Source organism: Micromonospora fluostatini (assembly GCF_050410825.1).
GTDB lineage: Bacteria > Actinomycetota > Actinomycetes > Mycobacteriales > Micromonosporaceae > Micromonospora > Micromonospora rosaria.
Genome location: NZ_CP191251.1, coordinates 158,291 through 180,476, shown reverse-complemented (window position 1 = coordinate 180,476; position 22,186 = coordinate 158,291). Strand labels below are relative to the sequence as shown.

The following is a 22,186-nucleotide window of genomic DNA, read 5'->3' as shown; positions in this document are numbered from 1 at the left end:
GACACGTCGCCGGCCCCCCCAGCCCCACCCTCACCCCCGTCCAGACCGCCGTCGCCCTGCGGCTCCACCGCTTCATCCGCAACCCGCTCAACGTCTGAGGAGCACCGCGTTGACCACCCCGCACCACCTCGCCGCCACCGCCGCCGCCTGGTCCCTCCAGGAGGCCCGGCGCCGCCTCGCCCAGCTCGCCCGCGACGAGGTCCGCCTCGCCGACGCCGGCCTCCTCGCCGCCGCCAGCGCACTGCGCTCGCCCACCTACGGCACCCGGCACTCCAGCGGCGACCACGGCGACCCCACCGGCCAGTGGGCCGGCACCCGCGAGCCCCGCATCACCACCTGGGCCGACCTTCTCGACCGCCTCGACCACCGGCTCCGCTGGCTCGGCGACACCCTCCGCTGCCCCGACGGCCCTGCCCTCGGCCGCATCCTCACCGCCCTGCCGACGCTCCAGCCCGGCACCGCCCGGGTGGTCGCCGCTCACCTGGCCGACGAGGACGCCTGGGTGCGCGCCGCCTGCCGGATGCCCGCCGCCACCACGCCGCTGCCCGGCGTCGAGTGCCCGCACTGCGGGGAGCGGCAACTCCAGGTGCTCTGCGCCGGGCCGGTGGACGCCTGGGTCGTCGTGTGCGCCACCGGACGGCCCTGCACCGGCCAGGGCTGCCGCTGCGGGATGCCCGGCGCGGTGGAGGGGGCCCCGCACATCTGGCCGCGCGCCCGGGTCCTCGGCGCGGTCGCGGGGGTCGTGCCGAAACGAAACCCACGAACCGGAAAGAGAGATCGACATGACCGTCCGGCACATCGTTGAGGTCACTTGCGACGGCTGCGAGTTCACTGTGCCCGACTACGGATCCGGCCTTGCAGTCCGTGCAGCCCTCCGCCGCCAGGGTTGGTCAACCGGCCGCCCCGGCGGCAAAGACCTCTGCCCGGACTGCAAGGGCCGCAAGCCGTGACCGACCTGACCCCGACCCCCCACCCCGCTGTGTGGTGCCCGAACCGGACCCGTCTGGAAGCTCGGCGGCGAGGTGTGCGTCTGCATCGAGCCCGTCGGCCACGTCGAGCGCCGGGACGGCAAGTTCGGCGCCGACCACCTCTGCTCGTGCGGAGCGTGGTTCGTCCCCACCGTCGCCCACTGAGGCACCCGATACCCGGCATCCAAGGGTGTGATCCACAACCCCCATGCCCTGCATCGTGATAACTGACATTCTCAAAGACCAGAAAGGACACGAGGTGAGCGAATCTCACGCCCTCGCCCCGGCCGAACAGACGCTCGCCGAACGCGACACCCACCTGTCCGAAGACGCCTGGGCGCTCATCCTCGAAGCCACCCCCGCCACCACCCGGCGGGCGTACCGCGACGACTGGAATCGCTTCACCAGATGGTGCGCCACCCAGGAGCGCACCCCGCTGCCCGCCACCGCCGAGACCCTCGCCCAGTACGCCACGTCGCTCGCCATGGACGGGAAGGCGCCCGCGACCATCGGCCGCGCCATGGCCGCCATCGCCAAGGCCCACGAGGCGGCCGGACACCCCGTCGACCGGCGCGGCGCCCGCGAGGTGCTCCGCGGCTACCGCAAGCGGTACGCCAAGGCCGGCGGGAAGACCAAGCGGGCCCCGGCCCTCACCCTCACCGCGCTGCGGGCCATGGTCGCCACCCTCGACCCCGACACCCTCGTCGGCGTCCGCGACCGGGCCGTCATCGTCCTCGGCTTCGCCATGGGCGCCCGCCGCTCCGAACTGGCCGCCCTGGATCTCACCGACCTGGAACCGCACGCCGAGGGCATCCAGGTCACCGTCCGCATCTCCAAGACCGACAAGGACGGCGCCGGCCGGATTGTCGCCGTCCCCTACGGCTCCAACCTCGCCACCTGCCCCGTCCGCGCCGTCGAACAGTGGCGCACCGCCCTCGCCCACCACGGCCGCGAGTCCGGCCCACTGTTCCTGCGGATCGACCGGCACGGGCGGCTCGGGCACGTCGCCACCGGCAAGGGCTCACCCGATGGGCGCATCACCGGTGAGACCGTCGCCGCGATCATCCGTAGGGCTGCCGTCGCCGCCGGCCTCGACGCCGCCAGCGCGTTCAGCGGCCACTCGCTGCGCCGGGGCTTCGCCACCGCTGCGTACGCCGCACCCGACGCCGACCTCGTCCGGATCGCCCGGCACGGCGGCTGGAAGGAGGGTAGCGCCGCGCTGTTCGGGTACCTCGAAGAGGTCGACCGGTGGCGCAAGAACCCGGCCGCCGGGATCGGCCTGTGACCACCCGCCATTGCGCCCACTGCGGCTCCGTCCTCGCCCCCACCGGCCGCTGCCCCGGCGACACCCCGCTCCTCGACCACAACGGGCAGGAGTACGGCACCGCCGCGCAGATCGCGCACCGGCTTGGCGAGGACATCACCGCCGCCCGGGTCCGCGACTGGGCCCGCCGCTCCCGCCGCCCAGGTGACCGGCTCCACGGACTCCTGCCCGGCCATCACCTACCCGGCCAGGGCAGGGGCACCACCTGGTACCGCATCGACCAGGCCGCCCAGGTCGAGATGCTCACCCGCACCAGCCGGGCCGGCGCGGCGCGGGGCGTCGAGTTGACGCCCGCCGCCTGACCGCGCGATCATTTCTCACACATCCACTCCGTAGCAGGAGTGTGTCCACAGCCCGGTAGAGCGCCCGCGCCCCGGGCTGTCACGTTTCCCAGACTCGTGCCCGCCACACGTCGAGGCTCTCCCTGACGCCGGGACGGCAGGTGCCTCCTCGCGACTGCAGCCCGTGCAAGTCGGGCCGGGTACGCCAACAGACCATCCTCGGGGGCGGTGGGAAGCGGGCCGGTCGTCGTGGTGGCCGGCCGGCCCGCACCACCCAGTCAGGGAGGAGGCACCGTGGACGACGGGATGTACACCGACCGGGCATCCCTCTGGCGGCAGATCAACCGCATGGCCGCCAGCATCGACCAGATGCACCAGGCGCCCGGTACCCCCGGCAAGGACGGCACCGACGGCCTGTCCGTCGAACTGCGGGCCACCGGCACCGCTATCCAGTGGCGGCAGACGGGCGGCACCTGGGCAGACCTCGTCGCCCTGGCCGCCATCACCGGCCCGAAGGGCATCCAAGGCGACCGCGGCCTCACCGGCACCGTCGGCGCGATGCGGATCGCCACCCCGGTCGTACCCGCGCTCATCCTCGGAGCCAGCGCCGACATCACCGCCACCTGGCGCACCCCGATGCCCAATGCCACCTACGCCGTGGACTGGGCGATACCCGCCTCGCTGCTCGGCCGGATCACCGTGGCGCTCAAGACGCAGACCACCACCGGCGCGGTCCTCACTGTCACCGCCGGCCTGGCCGTCGCCTCCGCCAACCTGACCGTCCTGGCCTGGGCGCCCTGAGCCGAGGACCTCAGACATTTCCCGGGGATGGTGGAGAGCGGGCCGGCTGCTCGGCGGTGACGGCCGGCCCGCGACCACCGCCGGAGGTGACCGTGGCCAAGCCCTGCCTCGACTGCGGCCGACCAAGCCAGGCCACCAGGTGCGAGCCCTGCCGGCTGGCCCGGGGCCGGACACGCAACCGTCCCGGCCCCCGGCAGCGGGGATACACCACGGAGCACGAACGGAACCGGGCGATCGTGCTCGGCGGGTCCACGGTCTGCTGGCTGTGCGGCCACGAGGGAGCAGACCAGGCCGACGACGTGATCCCCAAGTCCAAGGGCGGGACCAGCGCGCTGTCCAACCTGCGACCGGCGCACGGTACGGAGCCGTGTGGGACCTGCGGTGTACGCTGCAACCAGGTGCGGGGTAACGCCGACGCGACCCCACCCATCCCACCGTCACGGTGAGTGACCGCCGCTCTGCATGGTTATGCAGTCATGCGGATGATATGCATGCTCAAAAAATCCAGGATGTCCGAATTGCCGGACCCCCGGGGCAGGGGGCTGGAAATCTGTACGGGTCTGGGTGCCCCCAATGGTGCATAACCATGCATACCGCCCGCCTGTTTGTCACTCACGGTGAAGCGGGAGGTGATCCGTCATGGCCGGTATGGGCCCCCCTCCGAAGGACCCGACGGCCCGGGTGCGCCGCAACGCCACGGTGTCGATGACCGCGCTGCCCGCCGAGGGCCGAAAAGGCCCGCCTCCGAAGTGGCCGCTGACCCCGGACGTGGTGCTCACGACCCGCAAGAAGCTGGCGGCGGCGAAGGTCGCCGGGCTGGAGGCGGACCTGGCCGACGCAGAGGGCACGGCGAAAGCGAGCGGCCTGGAGCGCAAGCTCGACGCCGCCCGGGAGCGCCTGGCGATCCTGGACGCGCAGCTCCGGCAGCAGCGGAAGCTGGAGACCTCCCTGTGGGCGGAGTTGTGGGCGTTGCCGCAGGCCGTGGAGTGGGAGCGGCAGCGCTGGACCCGGGACGTCGCCCAGTACGTGCGTCACAAGGTCCTCGCCGAGCTGGGGGACCTCGACGCGGCCCGGGAGGCCCGGCAGTGGTCGGACCGGCTGGGGCTGTCGCCGATGGCGATGCTGCGGCTGCGGTGGCGGGTCGCCGCCGATGAGGTGGCCGAGAAGCGGCAGGAGCGTGCGGCCGGATCGGCTCGCGGGCGGATCAAGGCGGTCGGCTGATGCCCTGGCGCGGCCCGGCCGAGGACGGCGAGTTCCCGACCCTCGGGTACGACGTCGGGGAGTGGATCGAGGAGCACTGCGTCGTCCCGGACGGCTACCGGATGGGCCAGCCGTACCGGCTCACCGACGAGATGTGGACGTTCCTGGTCCACTTCTACCGGCTGTACCCGCACGCGGGCCCGTGGCCGGCCCCGGACGCCCTCCGGTACGTCGGCGGGCAACTGCGCAGGTCGCAGAAGTGGGGCAAGGACCCGTTCGGCGCGGCGATCATCCTGGCCGAGGCGCTGGGCCCGACCCGCTTCGACGGGTGGAACGGCGACGGGGATCCGGTGGGGTCGCCGTACCCGTCGCCGCTGATCGTGTGCCTGGGCACGGCTGAGGACCAGACGGACAACACGTGGCGGCCCCTGCTGTCGATGATCCGGGGTGGGCCGCTGATCGACCTGCCGGGCATGGACGCCGGGCAGACCCGGGTGGAGTTGCCCAGCGGCGGGAAGATCGAGCCGGTGACCACGTCGGCGCGGGCCCGCCTGGGTGCGCCGATGACGTTCGTGACGTTGACGGAGTCGCACCTGTTCACCCTGCAGGGCGGCTTCCGCAAGGTGGCGGGCGCGGTGAAGCGCAACGTCGCCGGGATGGACGGCCGGTGGCTGGAGCTGACGAACGCCTGGGACCCCACCGAGGGCAGCGAGGCGCAGGTCACGGCTGAGGCCGGGGACGAGCGGGTGCACGTCGACACCGTCGAGCCGCAGCGGGTAGAGAGCCTCACCGACGACGAGGCGCTCTACGCGGAGCTGCTGCGGCAGTACGGCGACTCGGCGCGGGAGCGCGGCGGCTGGGTGAACATCCGGGGCCGGATCTTCCACGAGGTCCGCTCGGCCCGGCACATGGAGTCCGACCGGCGCCGGTTCTTCCTCAACGAGATCGTCGTCGGCCAGGCGGCGCTGGCCGATCCGACGCACTGGGACCTGCAGGCCCGCGTCGACCAGCTCCGGCCCGGGGACCGGATCGCGCTGGGGTTCGACGGTTCTCGCAACCGGGACGCCACCGCGCTGATCGCGGCCAGGCTGTCCGACGGCCGGCTGTTCCAGCTCGGCGTGTGGGAGTCACCGAAGGGCGGCGACCGGGACTGGCGGGTGGACCGGGTCGAGGTGGATCGGCGGGTCCGGGAGGCGTTCGGCGCCTACCAGGTGGTCCTGATGTACGCGGATCCGTACCGGTGGCAGGACTACCTGGACCTGTGGTCGGCGGACTTCGGCGATCGGGTGCTGGAGTTCCCGACGAACGTCGAGCAGCGCATGGACCGCGCGATCGAGCGGTTCCAGACCGCCGCCGCCGACATCACCCACGACGGGTCGGAAGACCTGGCCCGGCACGTCAAGAACGCCGTGATCGTGAAGGGCTCGCGGAAGAAGCTGCGCCCCGGCGAGGAAACGGACCTGGCCCAGCACTACCTGAAGCTGGCCAAGCGCGGCGACGGGCTGTGGATCGACGCGGCGGTCGCCGCGGTGCTGGCCTACCACGCGCGGGGGCGGGCGATCGAGGACGGTGGGCTAACCCCGGACGCCCCGCCGCCAGCCCCGCCGATGTCGGTTCCGGCGGCGGCGGGATGGTCGGAGACGAGCGGGCTGGCCACGGTCGGGTTCTGAGGATGAGGAGGGTGGATGGTGGTCACGCCGGTGAGCGAGATCGGCTACGCCCATGTCCCCGGGTCGTGGTGGACCACCGACGATGAGCCGACCCCTGAGCTGCGCTGGCCGGAGTCGGTGGCCGTCTACGACGCGATGCGGTCGCAGGATGCCCAGGTCGGGTCGGTGCTGCGGGCGGTCACCTACCCGCTGCGGCGTACACCGTGGCGGCTGGATCCAGCGGGTGCCCGTGATGAGGTGGTGCAGCTCGTCGCCGAGGACCTCGGGCTTCCGGTTGTGGGGCAGGCGGTCCGTCCGGTGGTGCGTACCCGGGACCGGTTCTCGTGGCCGGAGCACCTGAGACTCGCCCTGTTGATGCTGCCGTTCGGCTTCATGATCTTCGAGCAGGTGTACCGCATCGACGACCAGGGCCGGGCCCGGCTGCGGAAGCTCGCGGAGCGGATGCCCCGCACCATCGAACGCATCGAGGCCGCCCCGGACGGCGGCCTGGTCTCGGTCCTGCAGTACAGCTCGAGGACCGGCGGCCGGGCCCAACCGATCCCGGTGAGCCGGCTGGTGGCGTACGTCCTCGACCGTGAGGGCGGCAACTGGCTGGGCCGGTCGGTGCTGCGGTCCTGCTACAAGAACTGGCTCATCAAGGACCGGCTGCTGCGGGTCCAGGCGCAGACCATCGAGCGCAACGGGATGGGCGTGCCGTTGTACGAGGGGGCCCCGGGTGAGACGGACCTCAGCAAGGGCGCGCAGATGGCGCAGGCGTGGCGTGCCGGGCAGTCCGCGGGGTCGGCCATCCCCCACGGGGCGAAGATGCGGCTGTTGGGCGTCGAGGGGGACCTGCCGGACGCGGACAAGCCGATCCGCTACCACGACGAGCAGATCGCCAGGGCGGTCCTGGCCCACTTCCTCAACCTCGGCACCCAGACGGGAAGCTGGGCGCTCGGCTCGACCTTCGCGGACTTCTTCACCCTGTCGCTGCAGACCCTCGCCCAGCAGATCGCCGACGTGGCCACGCAGCACATCGTCGAGGACCTGGTTGACCTGAACTTCGGGGAGTCGGAGCCGGCCCCCCGGGTGGTGTTCGACGAGATCGGCTCCCGGCAGGCCGCCACGGCGCAGGCGCTGAAGATGCTCGCCGACGCCGGGATCCTCCTGCCGGACCGGTCGCTGGAGGAAGCCGCCCGGCAGGCGTACGGGCTGCCCCCGAAGGACTACCGGCCACGGCCGGCATCGACTGAGGAGAACCCTGATGGGTGAGGTTGCCCTGCCGGAACTGCCGGCGCACCTGGAACGGCTGCGGGCGAGACCGACGGCGAAGGCCGGCGACTGGTATCGCATCAAGGCCAAGGCGGGCGCCCGCACGGCCGAGGTGTCCATCTACGACGAGATCGGCGACTGGGGCACCAGCGCGAAGGACTTCGCGGCCGAGTTGCGGGCCCTGGACGCCGACGCGATCACGCTGCGGCTCAACTCCCCGGGCGGGGACGCCTGGGACGGCATCGCGATCTTCAACGCGCTCAAGGACCACCAGGCCAGCGTCCACGTCGTGGTCGACGGCCTGGCGGCCAGCGCGGCCAGCTTCATTGCGCAGGCCGGGGACCGCATCACCATGAACCGCGGCGCGCAGATGATGATCCACGACGCGGCCGGGCTGGCCATCGGCAACGCCCGGGACATGCGGGACATGGCCGAGGTCCTCGACCGGGTGTCGGACTCCATCGCCGGCATCTACGCCGCCCGCTCCGGCCGGCCGGTGGCAGAGTTCCGTGCCGCGATGGCCCGCGACACCTGGTACACGGCCCAGGAGGCCGTGGACGAGGGCCTGGCCGACGAGGTCGCCGCCGACCCGGACGCCCCGCCGGCCACGAACTCGGTCCGGCTGCGGGTGACCGCCGCGGAGGCTGCCCGGCGTATCCACGCCGCGGCACGGAAGACCACCACCGCCAACCAGGCGGGGGACGTACAGCAGAAGGGAGCCGGCCGCATGGATCCGGCGAAGATCCGAGAGGCGCTGGGACTGGCTCCCGGTGCCTCCGACGACGAGGTGAAGGCGGCCCTGGGGTCCGCTGGTCTCGTCGAGAACAGCCAGCCCGCCCCGCCGGCCCCGAGCCCGTCGCCGGACGACCCCGCCCCGCAGCCCACCTCACCGCGACCCTCGGCCGGCGGTGGGCAGATGGTCATCGACCAGGCGGCGTGGGACGCCCAGCAGGAGACGATCCGCCGGCTGGAGGCCGCCGAGGCGCGCCGCCGCCGCGAGGAGCGCGACAGCGTCATCGCGCAGGCCGTGTCGGACGGGAAGTTCCCGCCGTCGCGCAAGCAGCACTACGAGCGGGTCTGGGACGCCGACCCGGAGGGCGCCCGCGACCTGATCGCCGGGCTCGCCAAGAACGTCGTGCCGGTCACCGCGCTGGGCTACGCCGGTGACGGCGCGGACGTCGACTTCGACCTGGAGTTCGCCGGGCTGTTCCCGCCGAACCGGAAGGGAAACTGACCATGGCCGACTACAGCCCGGTCTACGCCGGCGGCGCCCAGCCGATCACCAAGACGGCCAGCGCCACCATCACCGGTGGACAGATCGTCGCCGCCTCGGGCGTCAGCACGGTCGCCCCGGCCGGCGCCGCCGCCACCACTGTGGTCGGCGTCGCCGCCCACGACGCGGCCAACGGCGCCCGCGTCACCGTGTGGCCCCTGACCAACGTCGAGCACGAGGTGACCGTCGTCGCCGCCGGCACCGTGACCGCCGGGGACGGTGTGGTGACCGGCGCGGCCGGGACCGCCGCCACCGCCACGGTCGCCACCGCCGCCGCGGCGGGAACGCTCATCGGCACCGCCACGACCACCGCGACCGCGCCCAACAAGGTGCGCTTCATCGGCCGCGGCTGAGACACCGAGAGGAGATAGAAAGTGCCTGGGACCTTCCCGGCAGCGGCACCGACCCTTTCGGGTGACTCGCTGACCATCTCGCGTTTCCTGCAGAACCCGGCGCTGATCCAGCGCCGCCTGCGTGACTACCGTGACCTGCGGTTCGTTTCCGACCAGCTACTCACCCAGCGGTTCCGGTCGCAGGGCGGGGCCGTGCTGTACGAGCAGTCGGAGCCGTTCCTGACCGACCGGGCCGTCGAGGCCGTCGGCGCCGGGTCGGTGTACCCGTACGCCAACCTGGCCACCGGCACCGCCGCGGTCGCCGCGATCTCGAAGTGGGGCCAGAAGGTCCTGCTGACCGACGAGGAGATCGCCCGCAACGCCTACGCCGGGTCGGCCATCGACCGGTCGATGCGCAAGGTCGTCAACTCGATCATCAAGCAGGTCGACGCGATCGCCATGTCGGCGATCCAGTCCGCGGCGGCCGACACGGCCACCGCCGGGTCGTGGGACAACGCGACCGCCGCGAACCGCAAGCCGCTGGAGGACATCCTGCTGGCGGTGCAGCGGATCGAGGACCGCAACCAGGGCTACCGCCCGGACACCCTGGTGGTGTCGCCGAAGGCCTACACCTACCTGATGCTCAACGACGCGATCGCGCAGTTGCGGCAGCGGGAGTCGACCGACAATCCGGTCTACACCGGGGAGATCGAGACGGTGGCCGGCCTGACGGTCATCAAGACCCCGTCGCTGGGCACCGGTGCGCTGGTGCTGGACTCCCAGCAGCTCGGCGGGATGGCGGACGAGACCGACGGGGCGCCCGGCTACGCCGTGTCGGACCTGGCCGTGCAGGTCAAGGCGATCCGCAAGGACGACCAGGACGCCTGGGACCTGCAGGGCCGCCGCAAGACGGTGCCGATCGTGCAGGAGTCCGGCGCGGTCGAGGAGATCAGCGGGGTGGTGTCCTGATGAGCGGCAAGACGTACAAGGTGATCTCGGCGTACGTGACCCTGCGGGTCGCCGACGGACTGGGGCAGGAGGTTCTGCAGGGCTTCCACCAGGGCGCGACCGTCCCGGAGGGCGTCAACCAGGACGACCTCGACCGGCACGTCCGCAAGAACCTGGTGGCCGAGGAGGGCAGCCGGGAGGCCGGGTTGCTCGCCGTGCCGGCCGGCACCCCCAAGCCCGGGGAGCCGCCGAACCCCTCCACGGAGGGCCAGACGCGATCGGGGCCCGCCGCCGACGAGGGTCGGCGTACCCGACGCTCGGGTTGACCGGTGGCGGAGCTGTTCGAGCTGGAGGACCTGCGGAAGCTGCTCCGCCTGGCGCCTGACGAGTTCGACACCCCCGCCGCAGGGATCGCGCGCCGTCAGGCCGGGGGGTGGCTGTCCGACGCCACCGGCCTGACGGTGTGGCCCGACCCGGCCCCGGAGCGGCTGTGGTCGTGGGCGATCGAGCTGGCCGCGATCGCCTACAACAACCCCGACGGGGCGCAGAGCGAGCAGATCGACGACTACAAGGTCGTCAACGACGCGCAGCGCCGTGAGCAGATCCTCGCCGCGGCCCGGGCGGCCTACCCGTCTGCGGCCCCGACGGGGTCCGGCCCGCAGTGGTCGTTTCCCGCCCCGGACTGGTCGTGGGAGACCGCGCCCCGCTGCTGACCTGGAGGTGTGACCGGTGGTCGTGGGTGCTGCGCTGGCTCGGGGCCGCCGGGCCGCCGAGCGTCTGATGGTCGACCGGTGCGTCGTCCGCCGCAAGACGGGTGAGGCCACCGACGACGACGGCAACATCACCCCCACCTGGCAGACCGTGTACCCGCCGCCCGAGGGGGTAGGGCGGTGCCGGCTGCGGCAGCCGACCGGGATACCGCGCCCCGACGAGGCCGGGGAGGCCACGGTGCTGATGCTGCGCCGTGAGTTGCAGCTTCCGGTCTCGGCGGTCGGGGTGCAGGCCGACGACGTGGTCACCGTGACCGCGTCCCGGCACGACCCGGACGCGGTCGGCAGGGAGTTCGTGGTGTCCGGGCTGCACAACGCCTCGCAGGCGACGATGCGGCGGCTGCAGGTGGAGGAGAGGACGAGCTGATGCCGATCCGCATCGACCACGGCGACTGGGACGAGTGGCGGCAGTCCATCGAGAGCGCGCTCGCGAAGGCCCCGGAGGAGACCGCGCGGGTGGTGGCCCGGGGCGCTCTGAACATCAAGAAGGACGCGCAGCGCATCATCAAGGGCAAGCTGTCCGGCCGGCGCTCTCACCTGCGCCGCTACCCGTACTCCATCGGCTACGACGTCTATCAGGGGCTGCGGGGCCCGGCGGCGGAGATCGGCCCGGACAAGACGCGCACCCGGCTGCAGGGCACGCTCGGCGCGATCGCGGAGAACGGGTCGCTGACCAGCGCGCCGATGCCGCACATGCGCCCGGCCGGTGAGCGGGAGGCACCGAAGTTCGCCGCCGCCCTGGAGGACCTGGCGGCGAAGCTGCTGGAGGACCGGTGATCCGGGAGCACACAGCGGCGGTCCTGGCGCTGCTGCAGGGCGCACCGGGGACGACTCCGCTGGTGGCACTCGACGGGCATGTGCCGGCGGGCCGGGTGCCGCCGTACGTGCTGGTGTACTTCGCCGACAACGACCCGGAGGACCGATCGCTGGAGGACCGGCAGGACCGGTACGTGCTGTGGGTGTACTGCCACAACGTCGGCGGGAACGCGGACGCTGCACGGGCGGTGGCTACCCGGGTGCGGTCGGCGCTGCTCGGGGTGGTGCCGGTGGTGGCGGGCCGCGACTGCTGGCCGATCCGCCGGGAGGACGGCGACCCGCCGGACCGGGACGAGTCCACCGGCGTCCTGGTGATGGACCAGGTGGACGTGTACCGACTGGAGTCCGTCCCGGCCTAGCGCCGCTTCTTGGTGGCTGGCCTGACGGCGAGCCAGACGGCCCCGCCGATGAGCGGGATGACGGACAGCAGACAGCACAGCGTGGCGATGTGCCACGGCTTCAGAGCACCCATGCCGGGCACCGTAGCGGGCCCGGCAGAGCGATCTTGCCCGGAGACGGGATCACGACAGAAAGGGGCGTGCCGATGGCGCTGCTCACCGCGAACTCGGTCCCCGGCGGTACGGCGGTCAACGTCGCCCCGGTGGCTGTCAACTCGACCGACACCATCGCCGCCTCCGACGTGGGCATGTACGGGGCGCTACTGGTCGTCAACAACGGCGGCGGGTCGTCCATCACCGTGACGATCACCGACCCCGGCGTGACGGCCGTGGGGAACGCCGGCACCACGGTGGCGCAGAGCGTCCCGGCGGGGGCCCGGCGGTGGCTGCGGATCCTGCCCGGCCACGTCAACCGGTCGACCGGGGTCGCCACGGTCACCTACTCCGGCACCACCTCGGTCACCGCCGAGCTGGTGCGGGGCTGAGAGAGCAGGCGGAGATGACGAGCAAGAAGACGTACTGGATGGCCGACGGGCAGGGCGCGGTGGCCCTGGTCGAGGGGGCCGAGGAGCGGGACCGGCTGATCCCGCTGGGCTGGGCGGACTCCGAGCCGCCGGCACCCGACCAGCAGGTGTGGATGCGGCACGCCGAGCACGGAGGGCGGGCGAAGTTCCCGCTGGCGTCGGTGGAGCTGTGGCGGCCCCGCGGCTGGTCGGAGTGCGGCCCGCCGCCGGTGGGTGACCCGTTCACCGCTGAGGTTCCGGCCGACGTCGTCGCGCCGGTGTCCGAGCCGGCGCCGCCGGCCCCATCGACGAAGAGCAGGGAGAAGCAGGATGGGTGACATCCCGGGCGACGGCAAGTTCCGCCTCGACTGGCTTCCGGCCGTCGCGAACATCTACAACCCGCTGGCATCCGAGCTGAACTCCGGGCTCCGGGTCAGCCAGTGGATGACCGCTGACGGCGCGGTCGGCCTCCGTCCGGAGACGGCGGACGTCCCGACCAGCGGCATCGAGGACAACTTCGACACGGCCACGAACGGTCGTCGCAGCTTCTCGGGCACTCTGCTGCGGATCAAGAAGCAGACCGGTTCCGACGCCGCCTACCTGACGCTGCTGCCCGACGTGGAGGGCTTCATCGCGGTCCGCCGGTCGATCACCGCAGCCACCGCGTACGCCCCGGGTCAGCACCTGCAGGGCATCTACCCGGTGATCTGCGGCGAGACGGCCTGGCTGGACCCGGAGCCGAACGTCGTAGAGCGGTACGAGGTGCCGCTGAAGATGCGGATGCCCCCCGCTCTGCGGGTCACCGTCGCCTGACCTCTTTCCTGATCGGCGGGGACGGACCACCTGGCCCGGTCCGTCCCCGCTGCACGTCTCGGGCCAGGACGGAAGGGCCAGGACATCATGACCAGCTTCAAGGACCGGCTGAAGGCGGCCCGCCTGCCGGAGCGCACCGTCCCGATCTGCCTGCGCGGCGACCTGGTCGCCGAATGGGAGGAACTCGACCGGCAGCTCACCGAAGCGCTCCGCGCCCCGAGCACGTCGCTGGAGGGCGACGGGTCGGGGCCGATCGCGGAGCGGATGGAGGACCTGCGCCAGCAGATGCAGGCGGAGACCACCCCGTTCCGGCTACGGGCGATGCCGAAGCCCCGCTGGCGGGCGTTCGTGGGTGAGCACCCGCCCCGCAAGGACGACGAGGGCGGAATCGACGACCGAGACCGCGTCGTCGGCGTCAACACCGAGACTTTCTACACCGCGCTGATCCGGGAGTCGGTGGTCGACCCGGCGCTGGACGAGGAGGACTGGGCGTACCTGCTAGGCGGGGAGGTCCAGGACGAGCAGGGCAAGACGTTGGCGGTCGAGGCCCGGCTCACCTCCCGGCAGTTCGACGACCTCGCCGACGCTGCGTGGGGGCTGAACCGGCGGGACATCGATGTCCCTTTCTCGCCCGCCGCCTCGCGGATGACCCGGGGTTCCGGGACCGAGTAGAGGCGGCCGACCGGCTGCGAATCCCGCCGAGCAGGTTCGACGGCCGGGAGCCGTCCTCGACGACCCGGCACTACTACAACCGGCGGGGCCGGCTGGTTCGGTCTGTGACGACTCGGGAGCCGGAGTGGACGGAGCAGGACCGCGCCGAGGTCCTCGCGCTGGCCTTGTACCGGCGGGAGTTGTGCCCGTGCGGGTGCGGGCACCGGTATGCGGACACGACCAGCCCGGAGGCCACCGGCCCGCGGTTTGCGGCCGAGCGGGTGGTGTGCCGGGCCCGGCTGGCGCTGATGGAGGCGCAGCAGGCCGCTGAGACGTCTGATCCCGCCATCGCCGGCTCCCGGCTGTGGCTCGTCCGCATGGTGGGGAGGTGACCTGGTGGCACTGCGTACCGTCGGGGTGAAGCTCCAAGCCGACGTGTCCGGGTACATGGCCAGCCTGCGGCAGGCCGGCACCGCCACGAAGGGCTTCGCCGGCGAGATGGACCGCGCCGCGCGGGCCGGTCACCTCGACGCGGTCGCCACCCAGGCCGCCGGGATGGGCGTGGGCCTGCTGGCTGCCGGCGGCATGGCCGTGAAGTTCGGCATGGACTTCGAGAAGCAAATGTCCAGCGTGCAGGCCGCGACCAAGGCCAGCGCGGGTGATCTGGAGCAGCTGCGGGATGCCGCCCTGCAGGCCGGGGCGGACACCCAGTACAGCGCCACGGAGGCCGCCCAGGGTATCGAGGAGTTGGCCAAGGCCGGGGTGGAGACGTCCGCCATCCTGTCCGGCGGCCTGAAAGGCGCGCTCGACCTGGCGGCGGCGGGCGGCCTGGACGTGGCCGAGGCGGCCGAGACCGCCGCGTCGGCCATGACCCAGTTCAAGCTGTCCGGCAGCGACGTCCCGCACATCGCCGACCTGCTCGCCGCCGCCGCCGGAAAAGCCCAGGGTTCCGTGCACGACATGGGGATGGCGCTCAACCAGGCCGGCCTCGTCGCCGCGCAGACCGGACTGAGCATCGAGGAGACCACGGGCGGTCTGGCGGCGTTCGCCTCGGCTGGCCTGACCGGCTCCGACGCCGGCACCAGCTTCAAGCAGATGCTCCTGATGCTCCAGGCACCGGCGGACTCGACCGCCGAGCTGATGACCGATCTGGGCATCAGCCTGTACGACACCTCCGGCAACGCAAAGGGCCTCGCGCAGTTCGCCGGCGAGCTGCGGGAGAGCCTGTCGTCGCTGACGCCCGAGGCGCGGGCCAGCGCGATGGCGACCATCTTCGGCGCCGACGCCGTCCGGGGCGCTTCCATCCTGTACGAGCAGGGCGAAGAGGGCATCCAGCGGTGGATCGACAAGGTCAACGACCAGGGGTACGCGGCGACCACCGCCGCGATGAAGACGGACAACCTCGCGGGCGACATCGAAAGGTTGACCGGCAGCCTCCAGACCCTGGCGATCGAGTCGTCCACCGGTGCCACGTCCGGCCTGCGGACCGTGGTGCAGGCAGCCGACCGGCTCGTCAACAGCGTGACCGCGATCCCCGCGCCGGTCCAGTCGGCGACCATCGTCATCGCCGGTGTGGCCGGTGCGGCGCTGCTCGCGGCGGCCGGGGCGGCGAAGATGCGCGCCGCGACCGCGACCGCGACCGCCGAGCTGTCGGAGATGGGCAGCGGCGGGCAGCGGGCCGCGAAGGGCCTGGAGCGGGCCGCGCAGTGGGCGGGCCGGGCGGCCGTGGCGATCGCCGCGATGCAGACCGCGACCGCCCTGCTGGGCGACAGCACCAACGCCCGGATTCCGGTGCTCGCCAACGACCTCGCCAAGTACGGGGAAGGCGCCGAGGCCGCCGGGGAGGCGTCCCGCCTGTTCGGTGACGACCTGGAGAACCTGCGGTACGACCTGGGCACCCTCGACTCGGGTTTCTGGACCGACCTGGGCAACGGCGTCGCCGGCTTCGTGGAGGGCATGACCGGTCTCGGGAACACCGCCGACCAGTCCCTCACCAAGGCCCGGGAGCGGATCTCGGCGCTCGACGGGGCGCTAGCGGAACTGGTCCAGTCCGGGCGCGGCGAGGAAGCGAAGCGGGCGTTCGAGCGGCTCGCCGCCGAGGCGCAGAAGTCCGGGGTGTCCGTGGACGAGCTGCGGCGGGCGATGCCGCAGTACGTGTCCGCGCTCGACTCGGCGTCGTCGGCAGCCCAGCAGACGGCCACCTCCACGGGTGAGCTGTCGGCCGAGGCGGCGGCGGCCAAGGAGGAGATCCGGAAACTCACCGAGGAGTTCGACAAGCTCTTCGACGCGCAGATGTCCGCCGACCAGGCCGCGATCAAGGGCGCGGAGGCGATCGACCGGCTCAGCGCATCGATCAAGAAGAACGGCACCGAGACGCGGCTGAACACCGAGCAGGGCCGGGCGAACCGGACCGCGATCCTGGAGCGCATCGAGTCGATCCAGGCGGAGCGGCAGGCGCGGCTGGCCCACGGCATGACCCTCGACGAGGCGAACAAGAAGTACGTCAAGGACATCGACGGCCTGCGCAGGAGCATGAAGCAGGCCGGGTTCACGAAGAAGCAGATCGAGGAGCTGACCGGCGCGTATCGCCAGCTACCGGAGGAGGCCGAGACCAGCGTCAAGGTGGTCGGCGACAAGGCCGCGAAGGAGAAGCTGAACGACCTGTTCTACCGGCAGATGGCCCTGAAGAATGGCACCACCCCGGCCCACGAGTACCGCAAGTACAAGTCGGCGGAGAACAACGCTCCGGGCGGGTACGCGGCCGGCGGCCGGGTGCAAGGCTGGTCGCCGAACACCCGGGCCGACAACATTCCGGCGTGGCTGACCGCCGACGAGTGGGTGCACCCGGTGGCGTCGGCCCGGTACTACGGCGACCAGGTGATGGAGGCCATCCAGCACCGCCGGATCCCGGCCGAGGACCTCCAGGCGCTGATGCTGGCCGACGGCGGGCCCGTGCGGTGGCCGTACCCGGTGACGGCCCGGCACACCCGGATCCCGTCGTGGGGTGAGGTGTCACGGGCCGTGGTGCCGGGGATCGGCGGCGGGGCGACGGCACCGCAGATGGTGGCAGCGATCCGGGCAGCATTCCCTGACCTGCGGCTGATCTCCGGGTACCGGCCTGGGTCGCGGACGCTGTCCGGGAACCTGTCGTACCACGCGAGGAACCGGGCGGTCGACTACCCGCCGGACCGGGACCTGGCCGCGTGGATGTACCGCAACTACAAGGCCCGGCTCAAGGAAGCGATCACCCCGTGGCACGAGTACAACGTGCATAACGGCAGGTCACACCGCTACACGGGTGCGGTGTGGCGGCAGCACGCCTTCGGCTACGGCAACGCCCACAACCACTTCGCCATGGCCGACGGCGGGGTGATCCGGGAGCCGGTGATAGGCCGTGGCGTCTACTCGGGCGCCTCGTACAGCTTCGCCGAGCGCGGCCCGGAGACCGTGGTCCCCGGGGTCGGCGCGATGGCCAGCACGTCCCGGCAGGTCGTCGAGCATCGCCACACCCTCGTCATCGAGGGCACCGGGGTGATGCGGCACATCAGCAAGACCATCCAGCTCGGCGGCGGTGACCCCCGGGTTGTCCTGGGCGATCGGAGGACCCTGTGACGATCTTCCCGCTGCGCGTCCGGGTGCTGATCGCGCCCGGCGCGGACCTCGCCACCAACCCGGGCGGCTGGCCGTGGCGGGACATCACCCCGTGGGTCCGGGCCGGGGTGCGGATCACCCGGGGCCGGGCCGACGACACGGCGACCACCCAGCCGGGCTCCTGCTCGCTGACCCTCCGGTCGCCGGCGGGCCGGTGGATGCCGGGGCATCCGCTGTCGCCGGAGTATCCGGGCTGGGATGTGGGGTGTCCGCTGCGGGTGCAGGTGTGGTGGGCGGGCCAGTGGTATACCCGCTACACGGGTCTGGTGGCGGAGATCGAGCCGACGCTGCCGGACCGGGCGGTGGGCAAGGATTCGCCGTCCGCGCCGTTCGAGGTGGGGGTGCTGGCAAGCGGTCTGCTGCGGCGGGTGGGGCAGGGCAGCGCCGTCCGTAGCCCGCTGCTGCGGCTCCTGGGTGAGCTGCCCCTGGACGGGTGGCTGCCGCTGGAGGACGGCCCTGGGGTGGCCCGGCCGGAGGTGCGGGTGCCGGGCCAGCCGCGGGCCAGCGCCACGCTGGTGACGTACGGGGTGGTGGACGGCGACATCCCGGGCGCGGCCCGGGTGGTGCGCATGGACGCCACCACCAGCACCATCAACATGACGGTCGGCTCGGTCGGTGCCGGCACGGTGGCGAGCCGAATCGTCAGCACGGTCGGCTTCTTCATGACCAGCCCGTCGCTGGACACCGAGCAGGATCTGGCGCGGATCGCGGTCGCCTCGCTGGTCATCGACCGGCTGATCGTCCGCGCCAATCCCAGTGGCCTGCGCGTCACCGCATACGACCGGGATGACGTCCAGCTCGACACGGTGGTGCGGGCGTGGCCGACCGGGGCGGACCCCCGCGCCGGCTGGGTGGGCGTCCAGGTCGTCCTGGAACGCCCGACGCTGGCCCCGACGGTGCTGATCCGGATCAGGACGTACCCGGTGGGCAGCACGACCATCACCACCTCGACGTCGACCGGGATCTCGACGGGCAGCCTCGGCGGCATGACGCAGGTGACCCTGCTCGCGGCCGGCGTTGTCGGCACGTCTTACTCCCACCTGCACGTCCTCAACGACAGCGTCGACCTGCCCGGCACCGCCTGGGCGGCGTCGGGCTACGTCGGCGAGGAAGCCGGAGCCCGCCTCGTCCGGCTGTGCGCCGAGCAGGAGGTTCCCCTCGCCCCGGTCGCCACGACCGAGACGCCGATGGGTGCGCAGACCGCCGGCACGCTGATCGAGCTGGCCCGGGAGGTCGAGCAGACCGACGGCGGCATCCTCTACGAGGCTTTCGACGGCAGGCTGGCCTACCTGGCCCGGGTCGCCCGGTACAACCCCACGGTGGCGCTGGCGCTGACCTACGGGCAGCTCGCCCCGCCGCTGGCTCCGGCCCGCTCCGACCAGCACGTCCGCAACGACTGGACGGCGACGCGGCCGGGCGGCGGCCAGGCGCAGGTGTCCGACGAGCAGCACGTTGCCAGGCGCGGCAGGTACGAGGCGTCGGTTCAGGTCAACACCGCGACCGACGACGACCTCCCCAACCAGGCCGGCTGGCGGGTGCATCACGGCACCCGCGACGAGCTGCGCTACCCGGCGATCAGCCTGAACTTCGCCCGGTCCGGTCTCGAGGCCGTCATCCCGGCGTGGCTGGCCACGGGTATCGGCGGCCGGGTCACCGTCTCCGGGGTGCCCGCCGGCCTGTCCCCGGCCGGACTGCTCGACCAGGTCATCGAGGGCTACACCGAGCGGCTGGACGCCACCGAGTGGACGGTGGCGCTGTCCACCTCGCCGGCGGCACCGTGGCGGATCGCTGTGGTCGACGGTGAGGACCGGGTCGCGGCGGACGGCACGGTGCTGGCGGCTGACCTGCCGGCCGGCGCGAGCCAGATGCTGATCCGGTCGACGGTGGACAACGGGTCCTGGACGACGGATGCGCAGGACTTCCCGGTGGACCTGCGGATCGGGGCAGGCGTCGGAGAGAGCGTCGTCGCGTCGGCGATCGCGTCGGCGGTGCGCGACTCGTACAGCCGCTCGGTGGCGTCGGGCTGGGGCGTCGCGGACTCCGGGCACTCCTGGACGATCGACTCGGGGAGCGGCGCGGACTACTCCGTCTCGGGCGGGGTGGGTGTGATCTCGCTGGTCGGGTCGGCGGAGCGGCGGATCGTGGTCGACTGCGGGTCGGCGGCCACCCAGGAGCTGCGGGTGCACCTGACGGTGCCGGTGGTGCCGACCGGCGCCCCCATCAACGCGGGCGCGCTGCTGCGCCGGCAGGACGCCAGCAACTACTACTGGATCGACCTCCAGTACGAGACGTCCGGCGCGCTGACGCTGCGGCTGGTCAAGCGGGTCGGCGGCATGATCACGCAGGTGGCCACGATGCCGGCCCCGGTCGGCGGATCGACCGCGATCGCCCGGGTGCTCATCGCCCGGGTCGACGGCTCGGTCATCCGGGCGAAGGTCCACCCGGCGAACGAACCGGAGCCCCAGTGGGCGCCGTGGCCGCTGGTGGTCACCGACACGGACCTGACCACCGGCACCGGCGTCGGGATCATCGGCCGGGCCGCCTCCGGCAACACCAACACGACCCCCGGCCCGACGGTCAGGGTGGACAACCTCGCGCTCAGAGAGCCGCAGGTAGTCAGCCTGACCGCTCGGGGCGGCAACGGCATCCAGAGGGCGTGGCCGGCCGGCACCGAGGTCGACGTCTGGTACCCGGCCGTCGTCCCGCTGTAGAGAGGAGCACCATGCCGGTCCAGTTCGCGTCGGGGATGAGGATCACCCCCGCCAGGATGAATGGGTCCTGGTACGAAGACATCACCACCGGCCACACGGTGGGGGCCGGGTTCACCCTGCTGGGGTGGCGGGCGAGAGTCCGGCCGTCGTCGGGCGAGGTCACCCTGTGGATCTACGTCCGTAACGACGTCGCGATCAACATCCTGGCCGGCGCCAACATCACCGACACGACCTGCTTCACCGTGCCGGCCAGCGTCGCCCCACCCGACTTCTCGAGCTGCGGCTGGGGCAACGGGGTCAACCACGGCGAGGGCGTGGTGGAGCCCACCGGCGCGGTCGTGCTGCGGTCGGCGACCGTCAACATCGCCGCCCCCTCCAACATCCGCATCCGCGCGTCCTACTCGCTCTGACCCGAGGAGCACCATGGCTACCCCGGTCCACGTCGTACCCACCTTCCAGGCGTTGTACTTCGACGGCACCAACACCCAGGAGCTGCTCGACTGGCTCCAGACCGAGATCACCGACACGATCCCGACCGCCATCGAGGTGTGGTGGATGCGGGACGTGGAGAAGGTGTGGATCGGCTACAACAACTGGGTCATCGCGTCCCTGGCCGACCCGCCGCGCGTCGCTGAGCTGCTGCCCGACGATCTGTTCCGGATGAAGTACGCGGTGCATCCGGGGACGGTGACGGCCCCGCCTCCGCCGCCCGAACCGGAGCCCGAGCCGGAGGGGGCACCGGCATGACCCGCCTGACCTGGCTGCCGCAGACGCTCCGCGCGGCTGGCCTCACCGTGCACGAGGTCGACGGCTGGCGCAGCCGGGGCTCCGACAGCTTCACCCCGCGCGGCCTGATCTGCCACGCCACCGCCGGCTCCCGGTCGAGCACCGACGCTGGCGAGATCCGGGTCCTGCTGACCGGGTCGACCAGCGCGCCGCCGCCGATCGCGCAGCTCTACGTGGGCCGCAACGGGCACTGGCACGTCATCGCGTCCGGCCGTTGCAACCACGCCCTCGCCGGCTGGGCGGGCCCGCTCAAGGGCCTCGGCAACACCAACCTGATCGGCGTCGAGGCCGCGAACGACAACCGCGGCGAACCCTGGCCGGCCGCGCAGCTCAACGCCTACCAGCGCGGCGTGGCGGCGATCTGCCGACGCATGGGCTGGAAGGCCGACCGGGTCGCCGGCCACAAGGAACACCAGCCGTACCCGCCGCCGGCCGGGAAGACCAGCACGAAGAGCGACCCGACCTTCGACATGCGCCAGTTCCGGGCGCGGGTGACCGCGCTGCTGGCCGGAGAGGACGACGACATGCCCACTGCTGCCGAAGTCGGCAAGTACCTGATGGAGCAGTACAAGACACCGGACGGCCGCACCCTCGCCGGGAGCCTCGACGCGCTGCTCAAGCCCGACGGGGCCAACGCGCTCGGCAAGCAGGTGACCCGGTCCGACACGGTGCCGGCGGCCCGTCCGCCGTACCAGAACAGCGACTACGGCGACCCGGCCAAGGCCACCCAGGGCAACAAGGAGTGGACGGTCGGGTACGCCCTGCAGGCCGGGGTGGAGGCGGCCCGGGCGGCCCTCGCCGAGGTCCGCGCGGTGCGCGCCGGGCAGGCAGCGGTACTCGCGGCGGTGGAAGGGCTCGACACGAAGGCGGTGCTGGCGCGCATCGACCAGGCCGCCGCCGAGGCAGCATCGCGGGACGCCGCTCTCGTCGAGCTGGTCCGCGCCGGCCAGACCGGGCAGCTCGCCGCCGACGAGGTGGTCCGCCGCATCGGCGAGCTGCTCACCGCCAGCTCGGGCACGGCACGTGAGTGAGGCTGGAG

25 protein-coding genes are annotated in these 22,186 nt (G+C 72.4%); all 25 read left to right on the top strand.

Going from position 1 to position 22,186, the window contains the following annotated elements; genetic code table 11:
* Positions 1–109: 109 nt before the first annotated feature.
* Positions 110–805 carry a hypothetical protein gene (locus ACQUFX_RS00875; protein WP_428964120.1) on the top strand — a complete coding sequence of 232 codons (696 nt, stop codon included), beginning with the start codon at positions 110–112 and terminating at the stop codon, positions 803–805.
* Positions 806–1,227: 422 nt separating this feature from the next.
* On the top strand, positions 1,228–2,253 hold the full coding sequence (locus ACQUFX_RS00870; RefSeq protein WP_428964119.1) for a tyrosine-type recombinase/integrase: 1,026 nt from the start codon (positions 1,228–1,230) through the stop codon (positions 2,251–2,253).
* Positions 2,254–2,363: 110 nt separating this feature from the next.
* Complete coding sequence (locus ACQUFX_RS00865; protein ID WP_428966817.1) at positions 2,364–2,594, top strand: hypothetical protein; 231 nt, start codon at positions 2,364–2,366, stop codon at positions 2,592–2,594.
* Between the two features lie 273 nt (positions 2,595–2,867).
* Entirely contained in the window at positions 2,868–3,374 is a 507-nt protein-coding gene (locus tag ACQUFX_RS00860; protein ID WP_428964118.1) for a hypothetical protein, read from the top strand.
* A 639-nt stretch (positions 3,375–4,013) separates the two neighbouring features.
* The gene (locus ACQUFX_RS00855; protein ID WP_428964117.1) at positions 4,014–4,595 is read left to right on the top strand and encodes a hypothetical protein; all 582 of its coding nucleotides are present in this window, start codon (positions 4,014–4,016) and stop codon (positions 4,593–4,595) included.
* Entirely contained in the window at positions 4,595–6,244 is a 1,650-nt protein-coding gene (locus ACQUFX_RS00850; RefSeq protein WP_428964116.1) for a hypothetical protein, read from the top strand. The genes ACQUFX_RS00855 and ACQUFX_RS00850 overlap by 1 nt, the downstream gene beginning before the upstream one ends.
* Before the next feature lie 15 nt (positions 6,245–6,259).
* Complete coding sequence (locus ACQUFX_RS00845; RefSeq protein WP_428964115.1) at positions 6,260–7,495, top strand: phage portal protein family protein; 1,236 nt, start codon at positions 6,260–6,262, stop codon at positions 7,493–7,495.
* Positions 7,488–8,729 (top strand): head maturation protease, ClpP-related, encoded by a 1,242-nt coding sequence (locus ACQUFX_RS00840; protein WP_428964114.1) that lies wholly within the window; start codon positions 7,488–7,490, stop codon positions 8,727–8,729. The genes ACQUFX_RS00845 and ACQUFX_RS00840 overlap by 8 nt, the downstream gene beginning before the upstream one ends.
* 2 nt (positions 8,730–8,731) lie before the next feature.
* Positions 8,732–9,121, top strand: a complete 390-nt coding sequence (locus ACQUFX_RS00835) for a capsid cement protein (protein ID WP_428964113.1) — start codon at positions 8,732–8,734, stop codon at positions 9,119–9,121.
* A gap of 21 nt (positions 9,122–9,142) precedes the next feature.
* Positions 9,143–10,069 carry a phage major capsid protein gene (locus ACQUFX_RS00830; protein ID WP_428964112.1) on the top strand — a complete coding sequence of 309 codons (927 nt, stop codon included), beginning with the start codon at positions 9,143–9,145 and terminating at the stop codon, positions 10,067–10,069.
* Positions 10,069–10,374, top strand: coding sequence for a hypothetical protein (locus tag ACQUFX_RS00825; RefSeq protein WP_428964111.1), 306 nt, complete (start codon positions 10,069–10,071; stop codon positions 10,372–10,374). The genes ACQUFX_RS00830 and ACQUFX_RS00825 overlap by 1 nt, the downstream gene beginning before the upstream one ends.
* Positions 10,375–10,377: 3 nt before the next feature.
* On the top strand, positions 10,378–10,761 hold the full coding sequence (locus ACQUFX_RS00820) for a hypothetical protein (protein ID WP_428964110.1): 384 nt from the start codon (positions 10,378–10,380) through the stop codon (positions 10,759–10,761).
* A 16-nt stretch (positions 10,762–10,777) separates the two neighbouring features.
* Positions 10,778–11,185 carry a DUF6093 family protein gene (locus ACQUFX_RS00815; protein WP_428964109.1) on the top strand — a complete coding sequence of 136 codons (408 nt, stop codon included), beginning with the start codon at positions 10,778–10,780 and terminating at the stop codon, positions 11,183–11,185.
* On the top strand, positions 11,185–11,595 hold the full coding sequence (locus tag ACQUFX_RS00810; RefSeq protein WP_428964108.1) for a hypothetical protein: 411 nt from the start codon (positions 11,185–11,187) through the stop codon (positions 11,593–11,595). Before ACQUFX_RS00815 ends, ACQUFX_RS00810 begins: the two co-directional genes overlap by 1 nt.
* Entirely contained in the window at positions 11,592–11,993 is a 402-nt protein-coding gene (gp17, locus tag ACQUFX_RS00805; protein WP_428964107.1) for a tail completion protein gp17, read from the top strand. The genes ACQUFX_RS00810 and gp17 overlap by 4 nt, the downstream gene beginning before the upstream one ends.
* 185 nt (positions 11,994–12,178) lie before the next feature.
* Positions 12,179–12,517, top strand: coding sequence for a hypothetical protein (locus ACQUFX_RS00800; protein ID WP_428964106.1), 339 nt, complete (start codon positions 12,179–12,181; stop codon positions 12,515–12,517).
* 14 nt (positions 12,518–12,531) lie between these two features.
* Positions 12,532–12,873 carry a hypothetical protein gene (locus ACQUFX_RS00795; RefSeq protein WP_428964105.1) on the top strand — a complete coding sequence of 114 codons (342 nt, stop codon included), beginning with the start codon at positions 12,532–12,534 and terminating at the stop codon, positions 12,871–12,873.
* A complete protein-coding gene (locus ACQUFX_RS00790) occupies positions 12,866–13,348 on the top strand; it encodes a phage tail tube protein (protein ID WP_428964104.1) in 483 nt (160 codons plus the stop codon). Before ACQUFX_RS00795 ends, ACQUFX_RS00790 begins: the two co-directional genes overlap by 8 nt.
* 87 nt (positions 13,349–13,435) lie before the next feature.
* Positions 13,436–14,020 carry a hypothetical protein gene (locus ACQUFX_RS00785; protein ID WP_428964103.1) on the top strand — a complete coding sequence of 195 codons (585 nt, stop codon included), beginning with the start codon at positions 13,436–13,438 and terminating at the stop codon, positions 14,018–14,020.
* A 104-nt stretch (positions 14,021–14,124) separates the two neighbouring features.
* Entirely contained in the window at positions 14,125–14,391 is a 267-nt protein-coding gene (locus ACQUFX_RS00780) for a hypothetical protein (RefSeq protein WP_428964102.1), read from the top strand.
* A gap of 4 nt (positions 14,392–14,395) precedes the next feature.
* A complete protein-coding gene (locus tag ACQUFX_RS00775) occupies positions 14,396–17,611 on the top strand; it encodes a phage tail tape measure protein (RefSeq protein WP_428964101.1) in 3,216 nt (1,071 codons plus the stop codon).
* On the top strand, positions 17,608–20,361 hold the full coding sequence (locus tag ACQUFX_RS00770; RefSeq protein ID WP_428964100.1) for a hypothetical protein: 2,754 nt from the start codon (positions 17,608–17,610) through the stop codon (positions 20,359–20,361). Before ACQUFX_RS00775 ends, ACQUFX_RS00770 begins: the two co-directional genes overlap by 4 nt.
* 56 nt (positions 20,362–20,417) lie before the next feature.
* Positions 20,418–20,771, top strand: coding sequence for a hypothetical protein (locus tag ACQUFX_RS00765; RefSeq protein ID WP_428964099.1), 354 nt, complete (start codon positions 20,418–20,420; stop codon positions 20,769–20,771).
* Positions 20,772–20,784: 13 nt separating this feature from the next.
* Positions 20,785–21,108 (top strand): hypothetical protein, encoded by a 324-nt coding sequence (locus ACQUFX_RS00760; RefSeq protein WP_428964098.1) that lies wholly within the window; start codon positions 20,785–20,787, stop codon positions 21,106–21,108.
* Positions 21,105–22,178, top strand: coding sequence for a peptidoglycan recognition protein family protein (locus ACQUFX_RS00755; protein WP_428964097.1), 1,074 nt, complete (start codon positions 21,105–21,107; stop codon positions 22,176–22,178). Before ACQUFX_RS00760 ends, ACQUFX_RS00755 begins: the two co-directional genes overlap by 4 nt.
* Positions 22,179–22,186 lie beyond the last annotated feature (8 nt).